Below are 19,927 nucleotides of genomic sequence, written 5' to 3'. Positions count from 1 at the left end.
AAATGGCTAAGCTGACCAAGCGCATGACCGTAATCCGCGACAAAGTTGACGCGACCAAGCAGTATGACATTGCTGAAGCTGTTGCTCTGCTGAAAGAACTGGCTACTGCCAAGTTCGTTGAAAGCGTTGACGTTGCTGTCAACCTCGGCATTGATGCACGTAAATCTGATCAGAACGTTCGCGGCGCGACCGTTCTGCCACACGGTACTGGTCGTTCAGTACGTGTTGCTGTCTTCGCCCAGGGCGCAAACGCTGAAGCTGCTAAAGCAGCAGGCGCTGAGCTGGTAGGCATGGAAGACCTGGCTGATCAGATCAAGAAAGGCGAAATGAATTTTGACGTTGTTATTGCTTCTCCGGATGCAATGCGCGTTGTTGGCCAGTTAGGCCAGATTCTGGGCCCACGCGGCCTGATGCCAAACCCGAAAGTGGGTACTGTAACCCCTAACGTTGCTGAAGCTGTTAAGAACGCTAAAGCAGGTCAGGTTCGTTATCGTAACGACAAAAACGGCATCATCCACACTACCATCGGTAAAGTGGACTTTGACGCTGACAAACTGAAAGAAAACCTGGAGTCTCTGCTGGTTGCGCTGAAAAAAGCAAAACCATCTCAGGCGAAAGGCGTGTACATCAAGAAAGTCAGCCTTTCAACCACCATGGGCGCCGGCGTTGCCGTTGACCAGGCTGGTCTGAACGCAACAGCAAACTAATTGCTGCTTGAAACGGGCGAAAAATTCACCTAGAATCTTACGCCCGTTGTTCTGTTATTAACAGAACAGGACACCAGAGAGCCAGAACCGACTGTTGCGTTTATCGCCTTTCACTCTGACTCTGCTGCGTCACACAGAATTTAGGTTGGAGCCAGGCCTTATCCTGGCCTCCGTCCAAGACCGCAGGAGCTGTTTATCTCCGGATATTCCGCTTAATACCCTGCGTAGACGGTGACAGAACCAAAAGAATTTTTTCTTAGCTGGATTCTGCTCACCGTGTTCGAGCGCTTATTACCCCTTGGGGTGAGTAAGTGAAGTGAGTTCCGGGGAAATCCTTTCCCGGTCAAATCCAGGAGCAAAAGCTAATGGCATTAAATCTTCAAGACAAACAAGCGATTGTTGCTGAAGTCAGCGAAGTAGCCAAAGGTGCGCTTTCAGCGGTTGTTGCGGATTCCCGTGGCGTTACCGTTGATAAAATGACCGAACTGCGTAAAGCAGGCCGTGAAGCTGGCGTTTACATGCGTGTTGTTCGTAACACCCTGCTGCGCCGCGTCGTTGAAGGTACTCAGTTTGAGTGCCTGAAAGACACGTTTGTTGGTCCGACCCTGATTGCATATTCTATGGAACACCCGGGCGCTGCTGCTCGTCTGTTCAAAGATTTCGCGAAAGCGAATGCAAAATTTGAGGTCAAAGCTGCAGCCTTTGAAGGTGAGCTGATCACGGCGGCCAATATTGACCGTCTGGCAACGCTGCCGACCTACGAAGAAGCACTGGCACGTCTGATGTCGACCATGAAAGAAGCCGCTGCCGGCAAACTGGTCCGCACTCTGGCTGCTGTACGCGATGCAAAAGAAGCGGCTTAAGGCCATATTCTTTTCTTCGTACTTGCTTACGTATAAACTTTTTCTGATTCTTAGGAACAATTGTCATGTCTATTACTAAAGACCAAATTCTGGAAGCTGTTGCAGCGATGTCCGTAATGGAAGTTGTTGAGCTGGTTTCTGCAATGGAAGAAAAATTCGGCGTTTCTGCTGCTGCTGCTGTAGCTGTTGCTGCTGGCCCGGCTGAAGCTGTTGAAGAAAAAACTGAATTCGACGTAGTCCTGAAAGCTGTTGGCCCGAACAAGGTTGCAGTAATCAAAGCCGTACGTACTGCAACTGGTCTGGGCCTGAAAGAAGCCAAAGATCTGGTTGAAGCAACTGGCGTGATCAAAGAAGCAATCAGCAAAGACGACGCAGCTGCACTTGAAGCTGCTCTGAAAGAAGCTGGCGCTGAAGTTGAAGTTAAGTAAGACAACCTTCGGGTTGCAGTCTGAGTAGTTTCAGACTGATGGCTGGTGACTTTTTGGTCACCAGCCTTTTTGCGCTACAGGGTCTCAATGGGGTTTCACACTGTTTGTCCATTGTTACTCTTCAATATCTTTCTCTATCGACGACTTAATATACCGCTTTCCTGTGCGGGTTCCCTGCCTTCTCAAAAGCGATGAAATGATTTAAGCGTGATAGAAAGAGGTATTGCACTGCTGCCGCGCAGCCAGTGAATCAAACAAAATCGTGTTGCATGAACTGTCCTGTCAGGACGGACAGCGTGGGTCGACTTGTCAGCTAGCTGAGGAACCCTATGGTTTACTCCTATACCGAGAAAAAACGTATTCGTAAGGATTTTGGTAAACGTCCGCAAGTACTGGACATACCTTATCTCCTTTCCATCCAGCTCGACTCGTTCCAGAAGTTTATCGAGCAAGATCCAGAAGGTCAGTACGGACTGGAAGCTGCATTCCGTTCTGTATTCCCTATTGCGAGCTACAGCGGCAACTCTGAGTTGCAGTATGTCAGCTATCGCCTGGGTGAACCTGTCTTTGACGTGAAAGAGTGTCAGATCCGTGGCGTGACCTATTCGGCACCGCTGCGCGTGAAACTGCGTCTGGTGGTCTATGAGCGCGAAGCGCCAGAAGGCACCGTAAAAGACATTAAAGAACAAGAAGTCTACATGGGCGAAATTCCGCTCATGACCGACAACGGTACCTTTGTTATCAATGGTACCGAACGCGTTATCGTTTCTCAGCTGCACCGTAGTCCTGGCGTGTTCTTTGATAGCGATAAGGGTAAAACCCACTCATCGGGTAAAGTGCTGTACAACGCACGTATCATCCCTTACCGCGGATCATGGCTCGACTTTGAGTTTGACCCGAAAGATAACCTGTTTGTCCGTATTGACCGTCGTCGTAAGCTGCCGGCCACTATCATCCTGCGCGCGTTACAGTTCACTACACCTCAGATCCTCGATATCTTCTTCGAGAAAGTGGTGTTTGAAATCCGTGACAACAAGCTGCAGATGGAGCTGGTGCCTGAGCGCCTGCGCGGTGAAACCGCTACCTTCGATATCGAAGCGAACGGCACCGTCTACGTCGAAAAAGCACGCCGTATTACTGCGCGCCATATCCGTCAGCTGGAAAAAGATGGCATTCAGCACATCGAAGTTCCGGTTGAATATATCGCGGGCAAAGTGGTCGCTAAAGACTACATCGATGAGAGCACCGGTGAGCTGATTATTGCAGCGAACATGGAGCTGTCACTGGATCTGCTGGCCAAACTGAGCCAGTCCGGTCACAAACGCATCGAAACGCTGTTCACCAACGATCTGGACCACGGTCCATATATCTCCGAGACCCTGCGTGTCGACCCAACCAGCGATCGTCTGAGCGCACTGGTTGAGATCTACCGCATGATGCGTCCTGGTGAGCCGCCAACACGCGAAGCAGCAGAGAACCTGTTTGAGAACCTGTTCTTCTCTGAAGATCGTTACGATCTGTCTGCTGTCGGCCGTATGAAGTTCAACCGCTCATTACTGCGCGATGAAATCGAAGGTTCAGGCATCCTGAGCAAAGACGACATCATTGAAGTGATGAAGAAGCTGATTGACATCCGTAACGGTAAAGGCGAAGTGGACGATATCGACCACCTCGGTAACCGTCGTATTCGTTCAGTCGGTGAAATGGCTGAGAACCAGTTCCGTGTCGGTCTGGTCCGTGTTGAGCGTGCGGTTAAAGAGCGTCTGTCACTGGGCGACCTTGATACCCTGATGCCTCAGGACATGATCAACGCGAAGCCGATTTCGGCTGCGGTGAAAGAGTTCTTTGGTTCAAGCCAGCTTTCTCAGTTTATGGATCAGAACAACCCGCTGTCAGAGATTACGCACAAACGTCGTATCTCTGCTCTCGGCCCGGGTGGTTTGACGCGTGAGCGTGCCGGCTTCGAAGTGCGTGACGTACACCCAACGCACTACGGTCGTGTCTGCCCAATCGAAACCCCTGAAGGTCCGAACATCGGTCTGATCAACTCCTTGTCTGTTTATGCACAGACGAATGAGTACGGTTTCCTTGAGACGCCTTATCGCCGTGTTATCGACGGTCTGGTTTCTGACGAGATTCATTACCTCTCTGCTATCGAAGAGGGTAACTACGTTATCGCTCAGGCGAACGCCCCTCTTGATGATAACGGCGCGTTTGTTGATGACCTGGTCACCTGCCGTAGCAAAGGCGAATCAAGTCTGTTCAGCCGTGATCAGGTTGACTACATGGACGTTTCGACCCAACAGATCGTTTCTGTCGGTGCGTCCCTGATCCCGTTCCTGGAACACGATGACGCCAACCGCGCCCTGATGGGTGCGAACATGCAACGTCAGGCCGTTCCGACTCTGCGTGCTGACAAGCCGCTGGTTGGTACCGGTATGGAACGTGCTGTTGCCGTTGACTCCGGTGTTACCGCCGTTGCGAAACGTGGCGGTACCGTACAGTACGTCGACGCATCACGTATCGTTATCAAAGTTAACGAAGACGAAATGCATGCTGGCGAAGCCGGTATCGACATTTATAACCTGACCAAATATACCCGTTCTAACCAGAACACCTGCATCAACCAGATGCCATGTGTTTCTCTGGGTGAGCCGGTTGAGCGCGGCGACGTGCTGGCAGATGGCCCGTCCACCGATCTGGGTGAACTGGCACTGGGCCAGAACATGCGCGTAGCGTTCATGCCGTGGAACGGTTACAACTTCGAAGACTCCATCCTGGTCTCCGAGCGTGTGGTTCAGGAAGATCGCTTTACGACTATCCACATTCAGGAACTGGCTTGCGTGTCGCGTGACACCAAACTGGGGCCGGAAGAGATCACTGCTGATATCCCGAACGTGGGTGAAGCTGCACTCTCTAAACTGGATGAGTCTGGCATCGTCTACATCGGTGCTGAAGTGACCGGTGGCGACATTCTGGTTGGTAAGGTAACGCCGAAAGGTGAGACCCAGCTGACGCCAGAAGAGAAACTGCTGCGCGCTATCTTCGGTGAAAAAGCCTCTGACGTGAAAGATTCGTCACTGCGCGTACCGAATGGCGTGTCAGGCACCGTGATCGACGTTCAGGTCTTTACCCGCGATGGCGTGGAAAAAGACAAACGTGCGCTGGAAATCGAAGAGATGCAGCTGAAGCAGGCGAAGAAAGACCTGTCTGAAGAACTGCAGATTCTGGAAGCGGGCCTGTTCAGCCGTATCCAGAACGTACTGATTTCTGGTGGCGTTGAAGCAGACAAACTGGACAAGCTGCCGCGCGAGCGCTGGCTGGAACTGGGTCTGACTGACGAAGCCAAGCAAAACCAGCTGGAGCAGCTGGCAGAGCAGTACGACGAACTGAAGCACGAGTTTGAGAAAAAACTCGAAGGCAAGCGTCGTAAAATCACCCAGGGCGATGATCTGGCACCGGGCGTGCTGAAAATCGTTAAGGTTTATCTGGCTGTTAAGCGTCAGATTCAGCCGGGTGACAAAATGGCAGGCCGTCACGGTAACAAAGGTGTTATCTCCAAGATCAACCCGATCGAAGATATGCCTTACGATGAAAACGGTACGCCGGTTGACATCGTTCTGAACCCGCTGGGCGTACCATCGCGTATGAACATCGGTCAGATTCTGGAAACCCACCTGGGTATGGCAGCGAAAGGCATCGGCGAGAAGATCAACGCCATGCTGAAGAAGCAGGAAGAAGTCGCGAAACTGCGCGAATTCATCCAGCGCGCCTATGACCTGGGTAGCGATCTGCGTCAGAAAGTTGACCTGAACACCTTCTCCGATGACGAAGTGCTTCGTCTGGCTGAGAACCTGAAGAAAGGTATGCCAATCGCCACTCCGGTGTTTGATGGCGCGAAAGAGAGTGAAATCAAAGAGCTGCTGCAGCTCGGCGGCTTGCCTTCTTCCGGTCAGATTACCCTGTTTGACGGCCGTACCGGTGAGCAGTTCGAACGTCAGGTAACCGTTGGCTACATGTACATGCTGAAACTCAACCACCTGGTTGATGACAAGATGCATGCACGTTCTACCGGTTCCTACAGCCTGGTTACTCAGCAGCCGCTGGGTGGTAAGGCACAGTTCGGTGGTCAGCGCTTTGGTGAGATGGAAGTATGGGCACTGGAAGCATACGGTGCCGCGTATACCCTGCAGGAAATGCTTACCGTTAAGTCTGATGACGTCAACGGCCGTACCAAGATGTATAAAAACATCGTTGACGGTAACCATCAGATGGAACCGGGCATGCCGGAATCCTTCAACGTACTGTTGAAAGAGATTCGCTCGCTGGGTATCAACATCGAGCTGGAAGACGAGTAACCCCTTTCAGGCTGCGGTTCGCCGCCGCCTGATAGCGCAGGGTTTAAAGCGCTCGCAATTGTACTGGTTACGGGGCGTTCAATTTCGGTTGGACGCCCTCTGAGTCTCACTCCGACGGGAGCTAATCCGTGAAAGACTTACTTAAGTTTCTGAAAGCGCAAACTAAGACCGAAGAGTTTGATGCGATCAAAATTGCGCTGGCTTCGCCAGACATGATCCGTTCCTGGTCTTTTGGTGAAGTGAAAAAGCCAGAAACCATTAACTACCGTACTTTTAAGCCAGAGCGCGATGGTCTGTTCTGTGCCCGTATCTTCGGGCCGGTAAAGGACTATGAGTGCCTGTGCGGCAAGTATAAGCGCCTGAAACACCGTGGTGTGATTTGTGAGAAGTGCGGCGTTGAAGTGACCCAGACTAAAGTACGCCGTGAGCGTATGGGCCACATCGAACTGGCGTCGCCGACTGCGCACATCTGGTTCCTGAAGTCACTGCCATCGCGTATCGGCTTACTGCTGGATATGCCACTGCGTGACATCGAGCGCGTGCTCTACTTTGAATCTTACGTGGTAATCGAAGGTGGCATGACCAACCTCGAGAAGCGTCAGATTCTGACTGAAGAGCAGTACCTTGACGCTCTGGAAGAGTTCGGTGACGAGTTCGACGCCAAAATGGGCGCCGAAGCGATCCAGGCCCTGTTGAAAAACATGGATCTGGAGCAGGAGTGCGAGCAGCTGCGTGAAGAGCTGAACGAAACTAACTCCGAAACCAAACGTAAAAAACTGACCAAGCGCATCAAGCTGCTGGAAGCGTTCGTGCAGTCTGGCAATAAGCCAGAGTGGATGATCCTGACCGTGCTGCCTGTTCTGCCACCGGATCTGCGTCCGCTGGTACCGCTGGATGGTGGCCGTTTCGCAACGTCGGATCTGAACGATCTTTATCGTCGCGTGATCAACCGTAACAACCGTCTGAAGCGCCTGCTGGATCTGGCTGCGCCAGATATCATCGTGCGCAACGAAAAGCGTATGTTGCAGGAAGCGGTCGATGCACTGCTGGACAACGGTCGTCGCGGTCGTGCGATCACCGGCTCTAACAAGCGTCCGCTGAAATCGCTGGCTGACATGATCAAAGGTAAGCAGGGTCGTTTCCGTCAGAACCTGCTGGGTAAACGTGTCGACTATTCAGGTCGTTCGGTTATCACCGTTGGTCCATACCTGCGTCTGCATCAGTGCGGTCTGCCGAAGAAAATGGCACTCGAACTGTTCAAACCGTTCATTTACGGCAAGCTGGAACTGCGTGGCCTGGCCACCACCATCAAAGCCGCGAAGAAAATGGTTGAGCGCGAAGAAGCGGTTGTCTGGGATATCCTCGACGAAGTGATCCGTGAGCACCCGGTTCTGCTGAACCGTGCGCCTACGCTGCACCGTCTGGGTATTCAGGCCTTTGAACCGGTTCTGATCGAAGGTAAAGCGATCCAGCTGCACCCGCTGGTTTGTGCGGCATACAACGCCGACTTCGATGGTGACCAGATGGCTGTTCACGTACCGCTGACGCTGGAAGCCCAGCTGGAAGCGCGTGCGCTGATGATGTCAACCAACAACATCCTGTCACCTGCGAACGGCGAGCCAATCATCGTTCCTTCTCAGGACGTTGTACTGGGTCTCTATTACATGACCCGTGACTGTGTTAACGCCAAAGGCGAAGGCATGGTGCTGACTGGCCCGAAAGAAGCTGAGCGTATTTATCGCGCTGGCCTCGCATCGCTGCATGCTCGCGTTAAGGTGCGTATCACCGAACACGAGAAAAATGAGCAGGATGAGTGGGTTGCTAAAACCAGCATTATTGATACAACGATTGGCCGTGCCATCCTGTGGATGATCGTGCCGAAAGGTCTGCCTTTCTCCATCGTTAACCAGGCGCTGGGCAAAAAAGCTATCTCCAAAATGCTGAACACCTGTTACCGCATTCTGGGCCTGAAGCCGACCGTTATCTTTGCTGACCAGACCATGTACACCGGTTTCGCTTACGCTGCCCGTTCAGGCGCGTCAGTCGGCATCGACGACATGGTTATTCCAGAGAAGAAAGTGGAAATCATCACCGAAGCGGAAGCGGAAGTGGCTGAGATTCAGGAGCAGTTCCAGTCTGGTCTGGTAACCGCTGGCGAACGTTACAACAAAGTCATCGATATCTGGGCAGCAGCCAACGAACGTGTTGCCAAGGCGATGATGGAAAACCTCTCTACCGAACTCGTGATTAACCGCGACGGTGAAGAAGAGCGCCAGGTTTCCTTTAACAGCATCTTTATGATGGCCGACTCCGGTGCGCGTGGTTCTGCAGCACAGATTCGTCAGCTGGCCGGTATGCGTGGTCTGATGGCGAAGCCAGATGGCTCCATCATCGAAACACCAATCACGGCGAACTTCCGTGAAGGGTTGAACGTACTTCAGTACTTCATCTCAACCCACGGTGCTCGTAAAGGTCTTGCGGATACCGCACTGAAAACAGCGAACTCCGGTTATCTGACGCGTCGTCTGGTTGACGTTGCACAGGATCTGGTCGTTACCGAAGACGACTGTGGTACACACGAAGGCATCATGATGACGCCTGTCATCGAAGGTGGCGACGTTAAAGAGCCACTGCGTGAACGTGTACTGGGTCGTGTGACTGCTGAAGACGTTCTGAAGCCGGGCACTGCTGATATTCTGGTCCCACGCAACACGCTGCTCGATGAGCACTGGTGTGACGTGCTGGAACTGAACTCAGTCGACAGCCTGAAAGTCCGCTCAGTAGTAGGTTGTGAAACCGACTTTGGTGTGTGTGCGCATTGCTACGGTCGCGACCTGGCACGTGGTCACATCATCAACAAAGGTGAAGCGATCGGTGTTATCGCGGCACAGTCCATCGGTGAGCCTGGTACACAGCTGACGATGCGTACGTTCCACATCGGTGGTGCGGCATCACGTGCGGCTGCTGAATCCAGCATTCAGGTGAAGAACAAAGGTACCATCAAGCTGACCAACGCCAAGTCCGTAACGAACTCGGCAGGTAAGCTGGTGATCACCTCGCGTAACGTCGAACTGAAAATGATCGACGAATTTGGTCGTACCAAAGAGAGCTATAAAGTTCCTTATGGTTCTACCATGGCGAAAGGTGATGGCGAGCAGGTTGCAGCGGGCGAAACCGTCGCAAACTGGGATCCGCATACCATGCCAGTCATCACCGAAGTGGGCGGTTTCATTCGCTTCACGGACATGGTTGATGGCCAGACCATTACCCGTCAGACAGATGACTTAACCGGTCTGTCTTCGCTGGTGGTTCTGGACAGTGCTGAACGTACTGCGGGCGGTAAAGATCTGCGTCCTGCGCTGAAAATTGTTGATGCCAACGGCAACGACGTTCTGATCCCGGGCACCGACATGCCGGCTCAGTACTTCCTGCCAGGTAAAGCGATTGTACAGCTGGAAGATGGCGTTAAGATCAGCGCTGGTGACACGTTAGCGCGTGTTCCGCAGGAATCTGGCGGTACCAAGGATATTACCGGTGGTCTGCCACGCGTTGCTGACCTGTTCGAAGCGCGTCGTCCGAAAGAGCCAGCTATTCTGGCGGAGATCAGCGGCATCATCTCCTTCGGTAAAGAGACCAAAGGTAAGCGTCGTCTGGTTATCACTCCGCTGGATGGTAGCGAGCCATACGAAGAGATGATTCCGAAATGGCGTCAGCTGAACGTGTTCGAAGGTGAACGTGTTGAGCGCGGTGATGTGGTTTCCGATGGCCCAGAGTCTCCACATGACATCCTGCGCTTGCGTGGCGTGCATGCGGTGACCCGTTACATCACTAACGAAGTGCAGGAAGTTTACCGTCTGCAAGGCGTTAAGATTAACGATAAGCACATCGAAGTCATCGTTCGTCAGATGCTGCGTAAAGCAACCATCGTGAGCGCAGGAAGTGCAGACTTCCTGGAAGGTGAGCAGGCTGAATTCTCTCGCATCAAGATCTCTAACCGTGATCTGGAAGCGAACGGAAAAGTTGGCGCAACCTTCATGCGTGACCTGCTGGGTATTACCAAAGCGTCACTGGCTACCGAATCGTTCATCTCTGCAGCATCGTTCCAGGAGACCACACGTGTCCTGACCGAAGCAGCAGTAGCAGGTAAGCGCGATGAACTGCGCGGCCTGAAAGAGAACGTCATCGTGGGTCGTCTGATCCCAGCCGGTACCGGTTATGCGTACCATCAGGATCGTATGCGCCGCAAAGCGGCAGGTGAAGTTCCGGTTGCACCGCAGGTTACTGCGGATGAAGCCTCAGCCAGTCTGGCTGAACTGTTGAACGCCGGTCTCGGCGGCAACAAAGACGATTAATCGTCCTTTACCTGATAAAAACCCTGCCTCGGCAGGGTTTTTTTTTGTCTCTGATTCAGGCATTCCAGTCATTGCGGCCAAGACCAATGTCTTTCAGCTGACTGTCACTCAGTTTCGACAGGATGACGCGCGTCTCCCGCCGCAGCTGCCAGCGTTTATAACTGCGCCATAAGTAACGAACCAGCTTGTAAGGCGTGCCTGTAAACGGTTTAGCTGCGCGATTCTCGTCGTATCCCATGATAGTACCCTCAGTGAAGTGTCTGAGGACTATTTTCAGGGGATCACTCTGTATGATACAGACGCAAAAATCACCTTTTTTTAACATACAGATTGCGGTAACGGGGATCTGAATGGTAGAAAAGAAGCATAACTGTACTGGTTACTGCTCACTATCTGAGTCAGAGGAAATACAATGACCCGCTATGAACATCTTGCCACGCTGCTGGCTCAGCGCATTGAACAGGGGTTATATCGCAGTGGTGAGCGCCTGCCTTCGGTCCGCAGTCTGAGTGCCGAACATGGCGTCAGTATCAGCACCGTGCAGCAGGCTTATCATCTGCTGGAAGAGAAGCAGATGATCACGCCACAGTCGCGTTCCGGCTATTTTGTCGCCTCACGCAAAGCAACGCCCCCGATGCCTGCGCTGACCCGTCCCGCACAGCGGCCGGTTGAGGTGACGCAGTGGGATGCGGTGCTGGAACTGATTAACAGTCGTCTGGAAGATGATGTGCTGCAGCTGGGCAGCGGCATGCCCGACCTGACGCAGCCGACGCTCAAGCCGTTGTGGAAAGCCTTCAGCCGGCAGGCGCAGAAGCAGGACATGGCGCTGCTGAATTATGACAATCTCTATGGTGTTCTCGCGCTGCGGCAACAGATTGCACGGCTGGCGATAGACAGCGGCTGCCAGCTCACCGCTGATGACATTGTGATCACCACCGGCTGCCATGAAGCGTTATCGGTCGCCGTTCGGGCAGTCTGTGAGCCGGGCGATATCATTGCCGTTGAGTCACCGTCATTTCACGGCATCATGCAAACCCTGCGCGGCTTTGGCATTCGGGCCATTGAGATCCCGACGGATGCAGTAACGGGCATCAGTCTGGAAGCGCTGGAGCTGGCCTTTGATCAATGGCCGATCAAAGCCGTCGTTGTCGTGCCGAATTGTAATAATCCGCTGGGGTTCATCATGCCTGAGCAGCGTAAGCGGGCACTGCTGGCGCTGGCGCAAAGGTTTGATGCGGCCGTGATTGAAGATGATGTTTATGGTGAGCTTGCCTGGGAATATCCGCGTCCATCCACCATTAAAGCGCTGGATCTTGATGACCGGGTTCTGCTGTGCAGCTCCTTTTCCAAAACGCTGGCGCCGGGTCTGCGCGTCGGCTGGGTTGCACCAGGACGCTATCGCGACCGCGTGCTGCATATGAAATATATCGTCACAGGCTCCACCGCGACGCAGCCTCAGCATGCGGTATCCGAGTTTATCCGCCAGGGCCATTATCAGCCCCATCTGCGCCGGATGCGGCAAATTTATCATCGCAACTATGAAACCTTTAGCTGCTGGGTACGCCACTATTTTCCCTGCGGCATCTGCGTTTCCCGTCCTCAGGGCGGCTTTCTGATGTGGATAGAACTCCCAGAAGCATTTGACGCGGTCCGGCTTAACCGCGAACTGCGCGAGTCAAAAATTCAGATTGCCGTAGGCTCACTGTTTTCGGCCTCGGGTAAATACCGTAACTGCCTGCGCTTAAACTACGGGCTGCCCATCAACGAGCAGACTGAACAGGCGCTGGCGCTGGTGGGTGCGGCTGTCGAACGCGCGATGATCTCGTGCGAACATGAGACACAGACTTCCGCCTCTTCTCCCGCATAGCGGCAAGAAGAAGCAGGGCCGGCAAGAGGAGGGATCCGGCCCTGGTCAGATAACCTTAACCTGACGGATGCCACGTTAAGGTGTTGGATCACAGAGCGCCAGCGGCAAAACATACGTTTGCGCGCCGCTTTCCCGCGAGAACGCTGGCATTACCTGTTTTGCAGCCGCTAATGCGCGACAGGTTCCACAAATCCCTAGCTGGCGGGTTCTGCCAGCGCCAGCAGAGTCCGGGTTGCTTCACGCCAGTCATCCGCCTGGGTAATCGCACTCACCACCGCAATACTGCCCACGCCCGTTGCCAGCACCTCAGGTGCCCGTACAATCGAGATACCGCCAATCGCCACGGTGGGAATATGCGTCAGGCGTGTCAGGTGCCGCTTCAGCTGTTCAATGCCCTGCGGCGCAGAAGGCATCTCTTTGGTCTGCGTCGGGAAAATATGCCCAAGTGCGATGTAAGAGGGCTGGATTGCCAGCGCGCGATCCAGTTCAGCATCGTCATGGGTGGAGAGTCCCAGACGCAATCCGGCCTGATGAATCCGGGCAAGATCGGCCACATCCAGATCCTCCTGACCCAGATGTACGCCATAAGCCTGATGTTTTATTGCCAGCTGCCAGTAGTCATTGATAAACAGGCGCGCGTCATAGCGTTTACCCAGCGCAATTGCCTGGGCAATGGCAGGCTCGGCGATCTCATCGGGCTGATCCTTAATGCGCAGCTGCAGCGTGCGAACGCCCATCTCCAGCAGGCGTTCAATCCACTCGGGGCTATCAACCACCGGATAAAGCCCCAGGCGTGGGGCGGTAGCAGGGAATGCGGGCATCGTTACTCCTCCTTAATGGCATCGGCAGGGTGATACAGTTCGCCGCCGTGGCTGCGAAAACGGTCTGACATCTGCGCCATGCCCACTTCGACCGGCTCTGCGCGGGCATCCTGACGTGCAGCAAACTCGCGCACCTCCTGAGAAATCTTCATCGAGCAGAATTTGGGGCCGCACATCGAGCAGAAATGGGCCACCTTGCCCGACTCCTGCGGCAGGGTTTCGTCATGCATCGCCCTCGCCGTATGCGGATCCAGCGCCAGATTAAACTGATCCTCCCAGCGGAATTCAAAGCGTGCCTTGGACATGGCGTTATCACGGATCTGCGCACCCGGATGGCCTTTGGCCAGATCGGCGGCATGCGCCGCGATTTTGTAGGTGATCAATCCCTGCTTCACATCCTCTTTGTTAGGCAGACCCAGATGCTCTTTGGGGGTGACGTAACACAACATGGCGCAACCAAACCAGCCAATCATGGCGGCACCAATACCTGAGGTGAAATGGTCATAGCCGGGGGCGATATCGGTGGTCAGCGGGCCAAGCGTGTAGAAGGGGGCTTCATCGCACAGGTCGAGCTGTTCAGTCATATTGCGGCGGATCATATGCATCGGCACATGGCCCGGACCTTCAATCATCACCTGAACATCATATTGCCAGGCAATGCGGGTCAGTTCGCCCAGGGTTCGCAGTTCGGCAAACTGCGCCTCGTCGTTGGCATCCTGAATCGAACCCGGACGCAGGCCGTCGCCCAGGGACAGGGAGACATCGTAAGCGGCACAGATTTCACAGATCTCACGGAAGTGCTCATACAGGAAGCTCTCCTGATGATGCGACAGGCACCATTTCGCCATGATCGATCCACCCCGCGAAACAATCCCGGTCAGACGCTTCGCCGTCATCGGGACATAACGCAGCAGCACGCCCGCGTGAATAGTGAAGTAATCGACACCCTGTTCCGCCTGTTCGAGCAGCGTGTCCCGGAAAATTTCCCAGTTCAGCGCTTCGGCCACGCCATTCACTTTTTCCAGCGCCTGATAGATCGGCACGGTCCCGATAGGCACCGGGCTGTTTCGCAAAATCCATTCGCGCGTTTCATGAATATAACGGCCGGTTGAGAGATCCATCACCGTGTCGGCACCCCAGCGAGTCGACCAGACCAGCTTTTCCACCTCCTCCTCAATGGAAGAGGTCACCGCCGAGTTACCGATGTTGGCGTTGACCTTAACCAGGAAGTTGCGGCCAATGATCATCGGCTCCGATTCCGGGTGATTGATATTGGCAGGGATGATGGCGCGTCCGGCAGCGACCTCCTGACGCACAAACTCGGGTGTGATGCTGGCTGGCAGATGCGCGCCAAAACTGTGGCCTGGATGCTGTTGCAGCAGCACCTCGCTGCGGATTCGCTCACGGCCCATGTTTTCCCGCAGGGCGATAAACTCCATCTCCGGGGTAATCATCCCCTGGCGGGCATAGTGCAGTTGCGTGACGCGGCGGCCTGCGCGGGCGCGGCGCGGAGTCGGAAGATGATCGAAGCGCAGATGATCCAGCCCCTCGTCAGCCAGCCGCTGCTGGGTATAGCCCGAGCTGTTCTGTTCGAGAAGCTCGCTGTCGTCGCGTTCAGCAATCCAGCGGGCACGCAGTTTTTCCAGGCCACGATGCACATCGATCTGTGCCGCAGGATCGCCATAGGCACCCGCCGTGTCATAGACCGGCACCGCTTCATTCTGCTCATAGAGAGGCTGTTCTTTGCTGCCGCCGATGTGGGTCGGGCTGAGGGTGATTTCACGCATGGGAACGCGAATATCTTCCCGGCTGCCGTTAATCCAGATGCGACGGGACTGGGGAAAGGCACTGCCGCTTTGCAGAGAATCGATAAATTCCTGCGCCTGGGCACGCTGTTCACGACGGGTCATTTTTGGTTCAGACATAGCAATCTTCCAGTTAAGGGGGAACGATGCTTGTCCGGAGTTCGGAAGGAGTAACCGTATAAGCAGCACAAGCGTGCTGACATACAGAGAAGTTTTACTCTTGTTCCCTTCGCAGGTTCTAACCTGATCAGGTTCCGCGGATCCCGAATTAACGGTCTCAGCCCAACTGGGCACTCCGACAAGAAGCCGTTTTCACGCGGGTGTCTGATAAGAGACTCGGGCGTAAAAACCTTACATTTCAAAGCGAAAATAAAAAAGGTTCTTTGGAGAGCACTCCTCAGAACCTGTTCAGCATAAAAGGGCTACGGGATAATCTCAACCCCTTTGCCTGTGATAGTCATTACGCCGGACGGGCGATATGGCTGTCATTCGCTACCGGCGGGGGGACAAGTTTGTTATCCCATGCCAGCTGAATCAGCTTATCTTCCAGCGTGAAGCGTGCTTCCAGCACTTCACCCACTTCAGACAGCGCCTGCTGGAAAGTCATGCAGTTTTCGTCGTCAATGGCCTGCTGCAGGTGACCGTCATACAGTTGCATCAGACGCTCGGTGTTGGCTTCCAGCGGAGGATAGATCTGCGCGGCAGCAATCATCGGACTGTCGCCACTCATTTCACTGATGACGCGCTCGTAGATACTGAAGTGACCCGCAGAAAGATAATCGACCAGGCCGTGGCAGAAGTTGTCCAGCGCCTGCTCATCCAGACGCGTCAGCGCCTCTTTATTGGGTTTAAGACCGACCAGGTGATAATAGGTCACCAGCAGCTGACGACGGGCTTCAAGCCACGAATCGACCAGTTCATTACTGCCACCTACGCGTTCAGCCAGGACGTCTAACTGGTTAAGCATATCTAACTCCATGTGAGTTATAGTTGTTTATCTACACACTTAACATCAGGGCTTCAGCGTGCGAATTGACGCTAAGGATGACGAAATAAATGCAATGCGAAATCTCAAGCGTAGACGCTGGATGGTGGATTGTCAGCCATGAACAGAAACTTTGGTTGCCACAAGGTGATTTACCCCACGGAAACGCCGAAAAATTTGGTTTGACCGGCAGTAAGGCCCGGACCATTGGAGAATGGCAGGGGGAGAAAGTCTGGCTGATTTGTGAGCCTCGCACCTCCGATATGTTTTCAGTCCGGCAGCTCATCGATCAGGATGTCGAGCTGTTTCAGCTGGTGGGTCGCGGTGTGCAGCTGGCGGAATTCTACCGTTCTCATCGCTGGTGCGGCTATTGCGGCCATGAAATGCACCACAGTAAACATGAATTTGCCTGTCTCTGCAGCCATTGCCGTGAGCGTTACTATCCGCAGATTGCACCGTGCATCATTGTGGCTATCCGTCGCGGCGATGAAATCCTGCTGGCGAATCATGCCCGTCATCGCAACAAGGTCTACACCGTGCTGGCAGGTTTTGTCGAAGTGGGCGAGACGCTGGAGCAGGCCGTGGCCCGGGAAGTGATGGAAGAGAGCAATATCCGCGTTAAAAACGTCCGTTACGTGACCTCCCAGCCCTGGCCCTTCCCGCAATCGCTGATGACAGCGTTTATGGCGGAGTATGACAGCGGCGATCTGCAACACGACGGCAAAGAGCTGCTGGATGCGGCCTGGTTCCGCTTTGATGACCTGCCGCTGTTGCCACCGCCAGGCACCGTGGCGCGCCGTCTGATTGAAGATACCGTTGCCCTGTGCCGTGCCGAAGTGTAGAAGTGCTACACTACACGCCTGTTATTGAGAGAGTGTTGAGATGAGTGAACTGAAGAACGATCGTTATTTGCGTGCCCTGTTACGCCAGCCGGTTGATGTCACGCCGGTATGGATGATGCGACAAGCCGGGCGTTATTTGCCGGAGTACAAAGCGACACGCGCCCAGGCGGGTGACTTTATGTCGCTGTGTAAAAACGCCGAGCTGGCCTGTGAAGTCACCCTGCAGCCGCTGCGCCGTTATCCGCTGGATGCCGCCATCCTCTTCAGTGACATCCTGACCATTCCGGATGCGATGGGACTGGGTCTCTACTTTGAAACCGGCGAAGGCCCGCGTTTCTCTAACCCTGTAACCTGCCGCGCAGACGTCGAGCGTTTACCGGTGCCCGATCCAGAAATGGAGCTGGGCTATGTGATGAACGCGGTCCGCACCATCCGTAAAAACCTGAACGGCGACCTGCCGCTGATTGGCTTCTCTGGCAGTCCGTGGACGCTGGCCACCTACATGGTGGAAGGCGGCAGCAGTAAGGCGTTTACCAAAATCAAGAAGATGATGTATGCCGATCCCGCTACGCTGCACGCGATGCTGGATAAGGTGGCCGACAGTGTCATCCTCTATCTCAACGCTCAGATCCGTGCCGGTGCGCAGTCCGTGATGATATTTGATACCTGGGGCGGCGTGCTGACCGGTCGTGATTACCTTGAGTTCTCACTTCACTACATGCACAAAATTGTTGATGGCCTGCTGCGTGAAAACGACGGTCGCCGCGTGCCGGTAACGCTCTTCACTAAAGGCGGCGGACAGTGGCTGGAAGCGATGGCAGCCACTGGTTGTGATGCGCTGGGTCTCGACTGGACTACTAATATTGATGACGCACGCCGTCGTGTGGGCGACAAAGTTGCGCTGCAGGGCAACATGGATCCTTCTATGCTCTATGCTGCACCTGAGCGTATCGAGCAGGAAGTCGCTGGGATTCTGGAGCGTTTTGGCTCCGGCACCGGACACGTCTTCAATCTGGGGCACGGTATTCATCAGGATGTTCCACCCGAAAATGCAGGCGTCTTTGTTGAGGCGGTGCATCGTTTATCACGTCCCTGGCATCAGGAGTAATCATGGACATTGCCGCACTTCGCGCTGAGCAGTTACAACGCGCCGCTGACGTGGTGCGTGAAGATGACTTTGACGTATTGCCGCCCCGCTTTATCGGCGGAGCGGACGTTGGATTTGAGCAGGAAGGCACCGTTACGCGGGCAGCGATGGTGATACTGGAGTATCCCTCGTTAAAGCTGGTGGAGCATCGCATCGCGCGCGTTGAAACCACCATGCCGTATATTCCGGGCTTTCTCTCTTTCCGTGAATATCCGGCACTGATGGCCGCCTGGCAGATGCTGGAGCAAAAGCCGGACCTGCTGTTTGTGGATGGGCACGGTATTTCGCATCCAAGACGACTGGGCGTCGCGTCGCATTTTGGCCTGCTGGTCGATGTACCGACGATTGGCGTTGCCAAAAGTCGCCTGTGCGGGCGTTTTGACGATCTGGATGCGCAGCCTGGCAGCCGTCAGCCGCTGATCGACAAAGGTGAGCAGATAGGCTGGGTATGGCGCAGCAAAGTGCGCTGTAATCCGCTGTTTGTCGCGACCGGCCATCGCGTCAGCCTGGATACTGCGCTGCAGTGGGTCGAAAACTGTACGCGCAGTTACCGGTTGCCGGAACCGACCCGCTGGGCCGATGCGGTTGCTTCTAACCGAACCGCTTTCCAGCGCTGGCAAAACGCGCTTTAACACTGTTTGTGCTGCGGTTTTGCAGTTACACTGCGGCCAGCGAAACGAATAAGAGCCACCTTTATGTTACAAAATCCCGTTCATCTGCGTCTGGCGAAGCTGGAAAGCTGGCAGCACCTTACTTTTATGGCCTGTCTGTGCGAGCGCATGTATCCCAACTATCGCGCGTTCTGTGAGCAGACTGAATTTGCCGATCCGGCACTCTATCGCCGTATTCTTGATCTGATCTGGGAAAACCTGACGGTCAAAGATGCGAAGATAAACTTCGACAGCCAGCTGGAAAAGCTCGAAGCCGCCATTCCTGATGGTGATGCGTTTGAGGTTTACGGCGTTTATCCGGCTATCGATGCCTGTGTGGCATTGAGCGAAGTCGTGCATGCGCAGCTGAGCGGTGAAACTCTTGAGCATGCTATTGAAGTCAGCGAGACCTCAATTACCACTGTCGCCATGCTGGAGATGACCCAGGCTGGCCGCGAAATGACCGATGAAGAGCTGCGTGAAAACCCGGCTATCATCGATGAGTGGGACCTTCAGTGGGAGATTTTCCGACTGCTGTCGGAGTGTGAAGAGCGCGACCTTGAATTGATTAAAGGTCTGCGATCTGACCTGCGTGAAGCTGGAATTAGCAACATCGGTATAAATTTCCAGCAGTAAGGCGATAAAACGTGACTTCAGGCCCGAATTAGCGCGCCTGGAGGCTTCACATTGGCCCCCTGTCTGGTCTACATTTGGGGGGCTGAAAATTGTGGCTATCGGTGCGTGCAGGCAGAAGAGTGCCAGAATATGGCTTTTCCCTCGCACTCGTTGCTTAGCAAGCGATAAATACACTTTAAGGATAACTTATGAACAAGACTCAACTGATTGATGTGATCGCAGAAAAAGCTGACCTGTCTAAAACCCAGGCAAAGGCAGCGCTGGAATCTACTCTGGCTGCGATCACTGAGTCTCTGAAAGATGGTGATGCTGTACAACTGGTTGGTTTTGGTACTTTTAAAGTGAACCACCGCGCTGAGCGTACCGGTCGTAACCCGCAGACTGGCAAAGAGATCAAAATCGCTGCAGCAAATGTACCGGCATTCGTGTCTGGTAAAGCGCTGAAAGACGCCGTTAAGTAAGACGT

General features: G+C 54.1%; 15 protein-coding genes and 1 riboswitch. Of the genes, 11 read left to right on the top strand and 4 right to left on the bottom strand.

The genetic code is table 11. The features are described from left to right. Positions 1 to 2: 2 nt before the first annotated feature. From rplA to rpoC, 5 genes are all read left to right on the top strand, one after another. Entirely contained in the window at positions 3 to 707 is a 705-nt protein-coding gene (rplA, locus tag PU624_RS21455; protein ID WP_010261038.1) for a 50S ribosomal protein L1, read from the top strand. 365 nt (positions 708 to 1,072) lie between these two features. Continuing rightward, on the top strand, positions 1,073 to 1,570 hold the full coding sequence (rplJ, locus tag PU624_RS21450; RefSeq protein WP_003848098.1) for a 50S ribosomal protein L10: 498 nt from the start codon (positions 1,073 to 1,075) through the stop codon (positions 1,568 to 1,570). A 65-nt stretch (positions 1,571 to 1,635) separates the two neighbouring features. Next, a complete protein-coding gene (gene rplL / locus PU624_RS21445) occupies positions 1,636 to 1,998 on the top strand; it encodes a 50S ribosomal protein L7/L12 (protein WP_008927142.1) in 363 nt (120 codons plus the stop codon). Positions 1,999 to 2,327: 329 nt separating this feature from the next. Next, entirely contained in the window at positions 2,328 to 6,356 is a 4,029-nt protein-coding gene (gene rpoB, locus PU624_RS21440; protein WP_008927143.1) for a DNA-directed RNA polymerase subunit beta, read from the top strand. 128 nt (positions 6,357 to 6,484) lie between these two features. Beyond that, positions 6,485 to 10,708, top strand: a complete 4,224-nt coding sequence (rpoC, locus tag PU624_RS21435; RefSeq protein WP_283546555.1) for a DNA-directed RNA polymerase subunit beta' — start codon at positions 6,485 to 6,487, stop codon at positions 10,706 to 10,708. Positions 10,709 to 10,763: 55 nt separating this feature from the next. Here rpoC and PU624_RS21430 read toward each other — a convergent pair whose 3' ends face one another. Continuing rightward, positions 10,764 to 10,946, bottom strand: coding sequence for a DUF1127 domain-containing protein (locus PU624_RS21430; protein WP_283546554.1), 183 nt, complete (start codon positions 10,944 to 10,946; stop codon positions 10,764 to 10,766). Between the two features lie 174 nt (positions 10,947 to 11,120). Here PU624_RS21430 and PU624_RS21425 point away from each other — a divergent pair, with 174 nt between their 5' ends. Continuing rightward, positions 11,121 to 12,575, top strand: a complete 1,455-nt coding sequence (locus PU624_RS21425) for an aminotransferase-like domain-containing protein (RefSeq protein ID WP_283546553.1) — start codon at positions 11,121 to 11,123, stop codon at positions 12,573 to 12,575. A gap of 194 nt (positions 12,576 to 12,769) precedes the next feature. Here the strand turns inward: PU624_RS21425 and thiE are convergent, their stop codons facing one another. From thiE to rsd, 3 genes are all read right to left on the bottom strand, one after another. Beyond that, entirely contained in the window at positions 12,770 to 13,396 is a 627-nt protein-coding gene (thiE, locus tag PU624_RS21420; RefSeq protein WP_283546552.1) for a thiamine phosphate synthase, read from the bottom strand. Positions 13,397 to 13,398: 2 nt separating this feature from the next. Beyond that, positions 13,399 to 15,321 carry a phosphomethylpyrimidine synthase ThiC gene (thiC, locus tag PU624_RS21415; protein ID WP_283546551.1) on the bottom strand — a complete coding sequence of 641 codons (1,923 nt, stop codon included), beginning with the start codon at positions 15,319 to 15,321 and terminating at the stop codon, positions 13,399 to 13,401. 87 nt (positions 15,322 to 15,408) lie between these two features. Continuing rightward, a riboswitch (TPP riboswitch) is annotated at positions 15,409 to 15,509 on the bottom strand. A 152-nt stretch (positions 15,510 to 15,661) separates the two neighbouring features. Further along, entirely contained in the window at positions 15,662 to 16,168 is a 507-nt protein-coding gene (gene rsd, locus PU624_RS21410; RefSeq protein WP_283546550.1) for a sigma D regulator, read from the bottom strand. A gap of 89 nt (positions 16,169 to 16,257) precedes the next feature. Between rsd and nudC the strand changes: the two genes are divergently transcribed. The 5 genes from nudC (at position 16,258) to hupA (ending at position 19,922) form a co-directional block, all read left to right on the top strand. Next, entirely contained in the window at positions 16,258 to 17,028 is a 771-nt protein-coding gene (gene nudC, locus PU624_RS21405; protein WP_283546549.1) for an NAD(+) diphosphatase, read from the top strand. Positions 17,029 to 17,068: 40 nt separating this feature from the next. Continuing rightward, the gene (gene hemE, locus PU624_RS21400) at positions 17,069 to 18,136 is read left to right on the top strand and encodes a uroporphyrinogen decarboxylase (RefSeq protein ID WP_283546548.1); all 1,068 of its coding nucleotides are present in this window, start codon (positions 17,069 to 17,071) and stop codon (positions 18,134 to 18,136) included. A gap of 2 nt (positions 18,137 to 18,138) precedes the next feature. Further along, entirely contained in the window at positions 18,139 to 18,807 is a 669-nt protein-coding gene (gene nfi / locus PU624_RS21395; RefSeq protein WP_283546547.1) for a deoxyribonuclease V, read from the top strand. A 63-nt stretch (positions 18,808 to 18,870) separates the two neighbouring features. Further along, a complete protein-coding gene (locus PU624_RS21390) occupies positions 18,871 to 19,461 on the top strand; it encodes a YjaG family protein (RefSeq protein ID WP_090967274.1) in 591 nt (196 codons plus the stop codon). A gap of 188 nt (positions 19,462 to 19,649) precedes the next feature. Then, positions 19,650 to 19,922, top strand: a complete 273-nt coding sequence (gene hupA / locus PU624_RS21385) for a nucleoid-associated protein HU-alpha (protein ID WP_003850136.1) — start codon at positions 19,650 to 19,652, stop codon at positions 19,920 to 19,922. Positions 19,923 to 19,927: the final 5 nt, after the last annotated feature.

The organism is Pantoea sp. Lij88, from assembly GCF_030062155.1.
GTDB lineage: Bacteria > Pseudomonadota > Gammaproteobacteria > Enterobacterales > Enterobacteriaceae > Pantoea.
The sequence above is the reverse complement of the archived record's forward strand: the minus strand, read 5'-3'. Positions and strand labels throughout refer to the sequence as shown.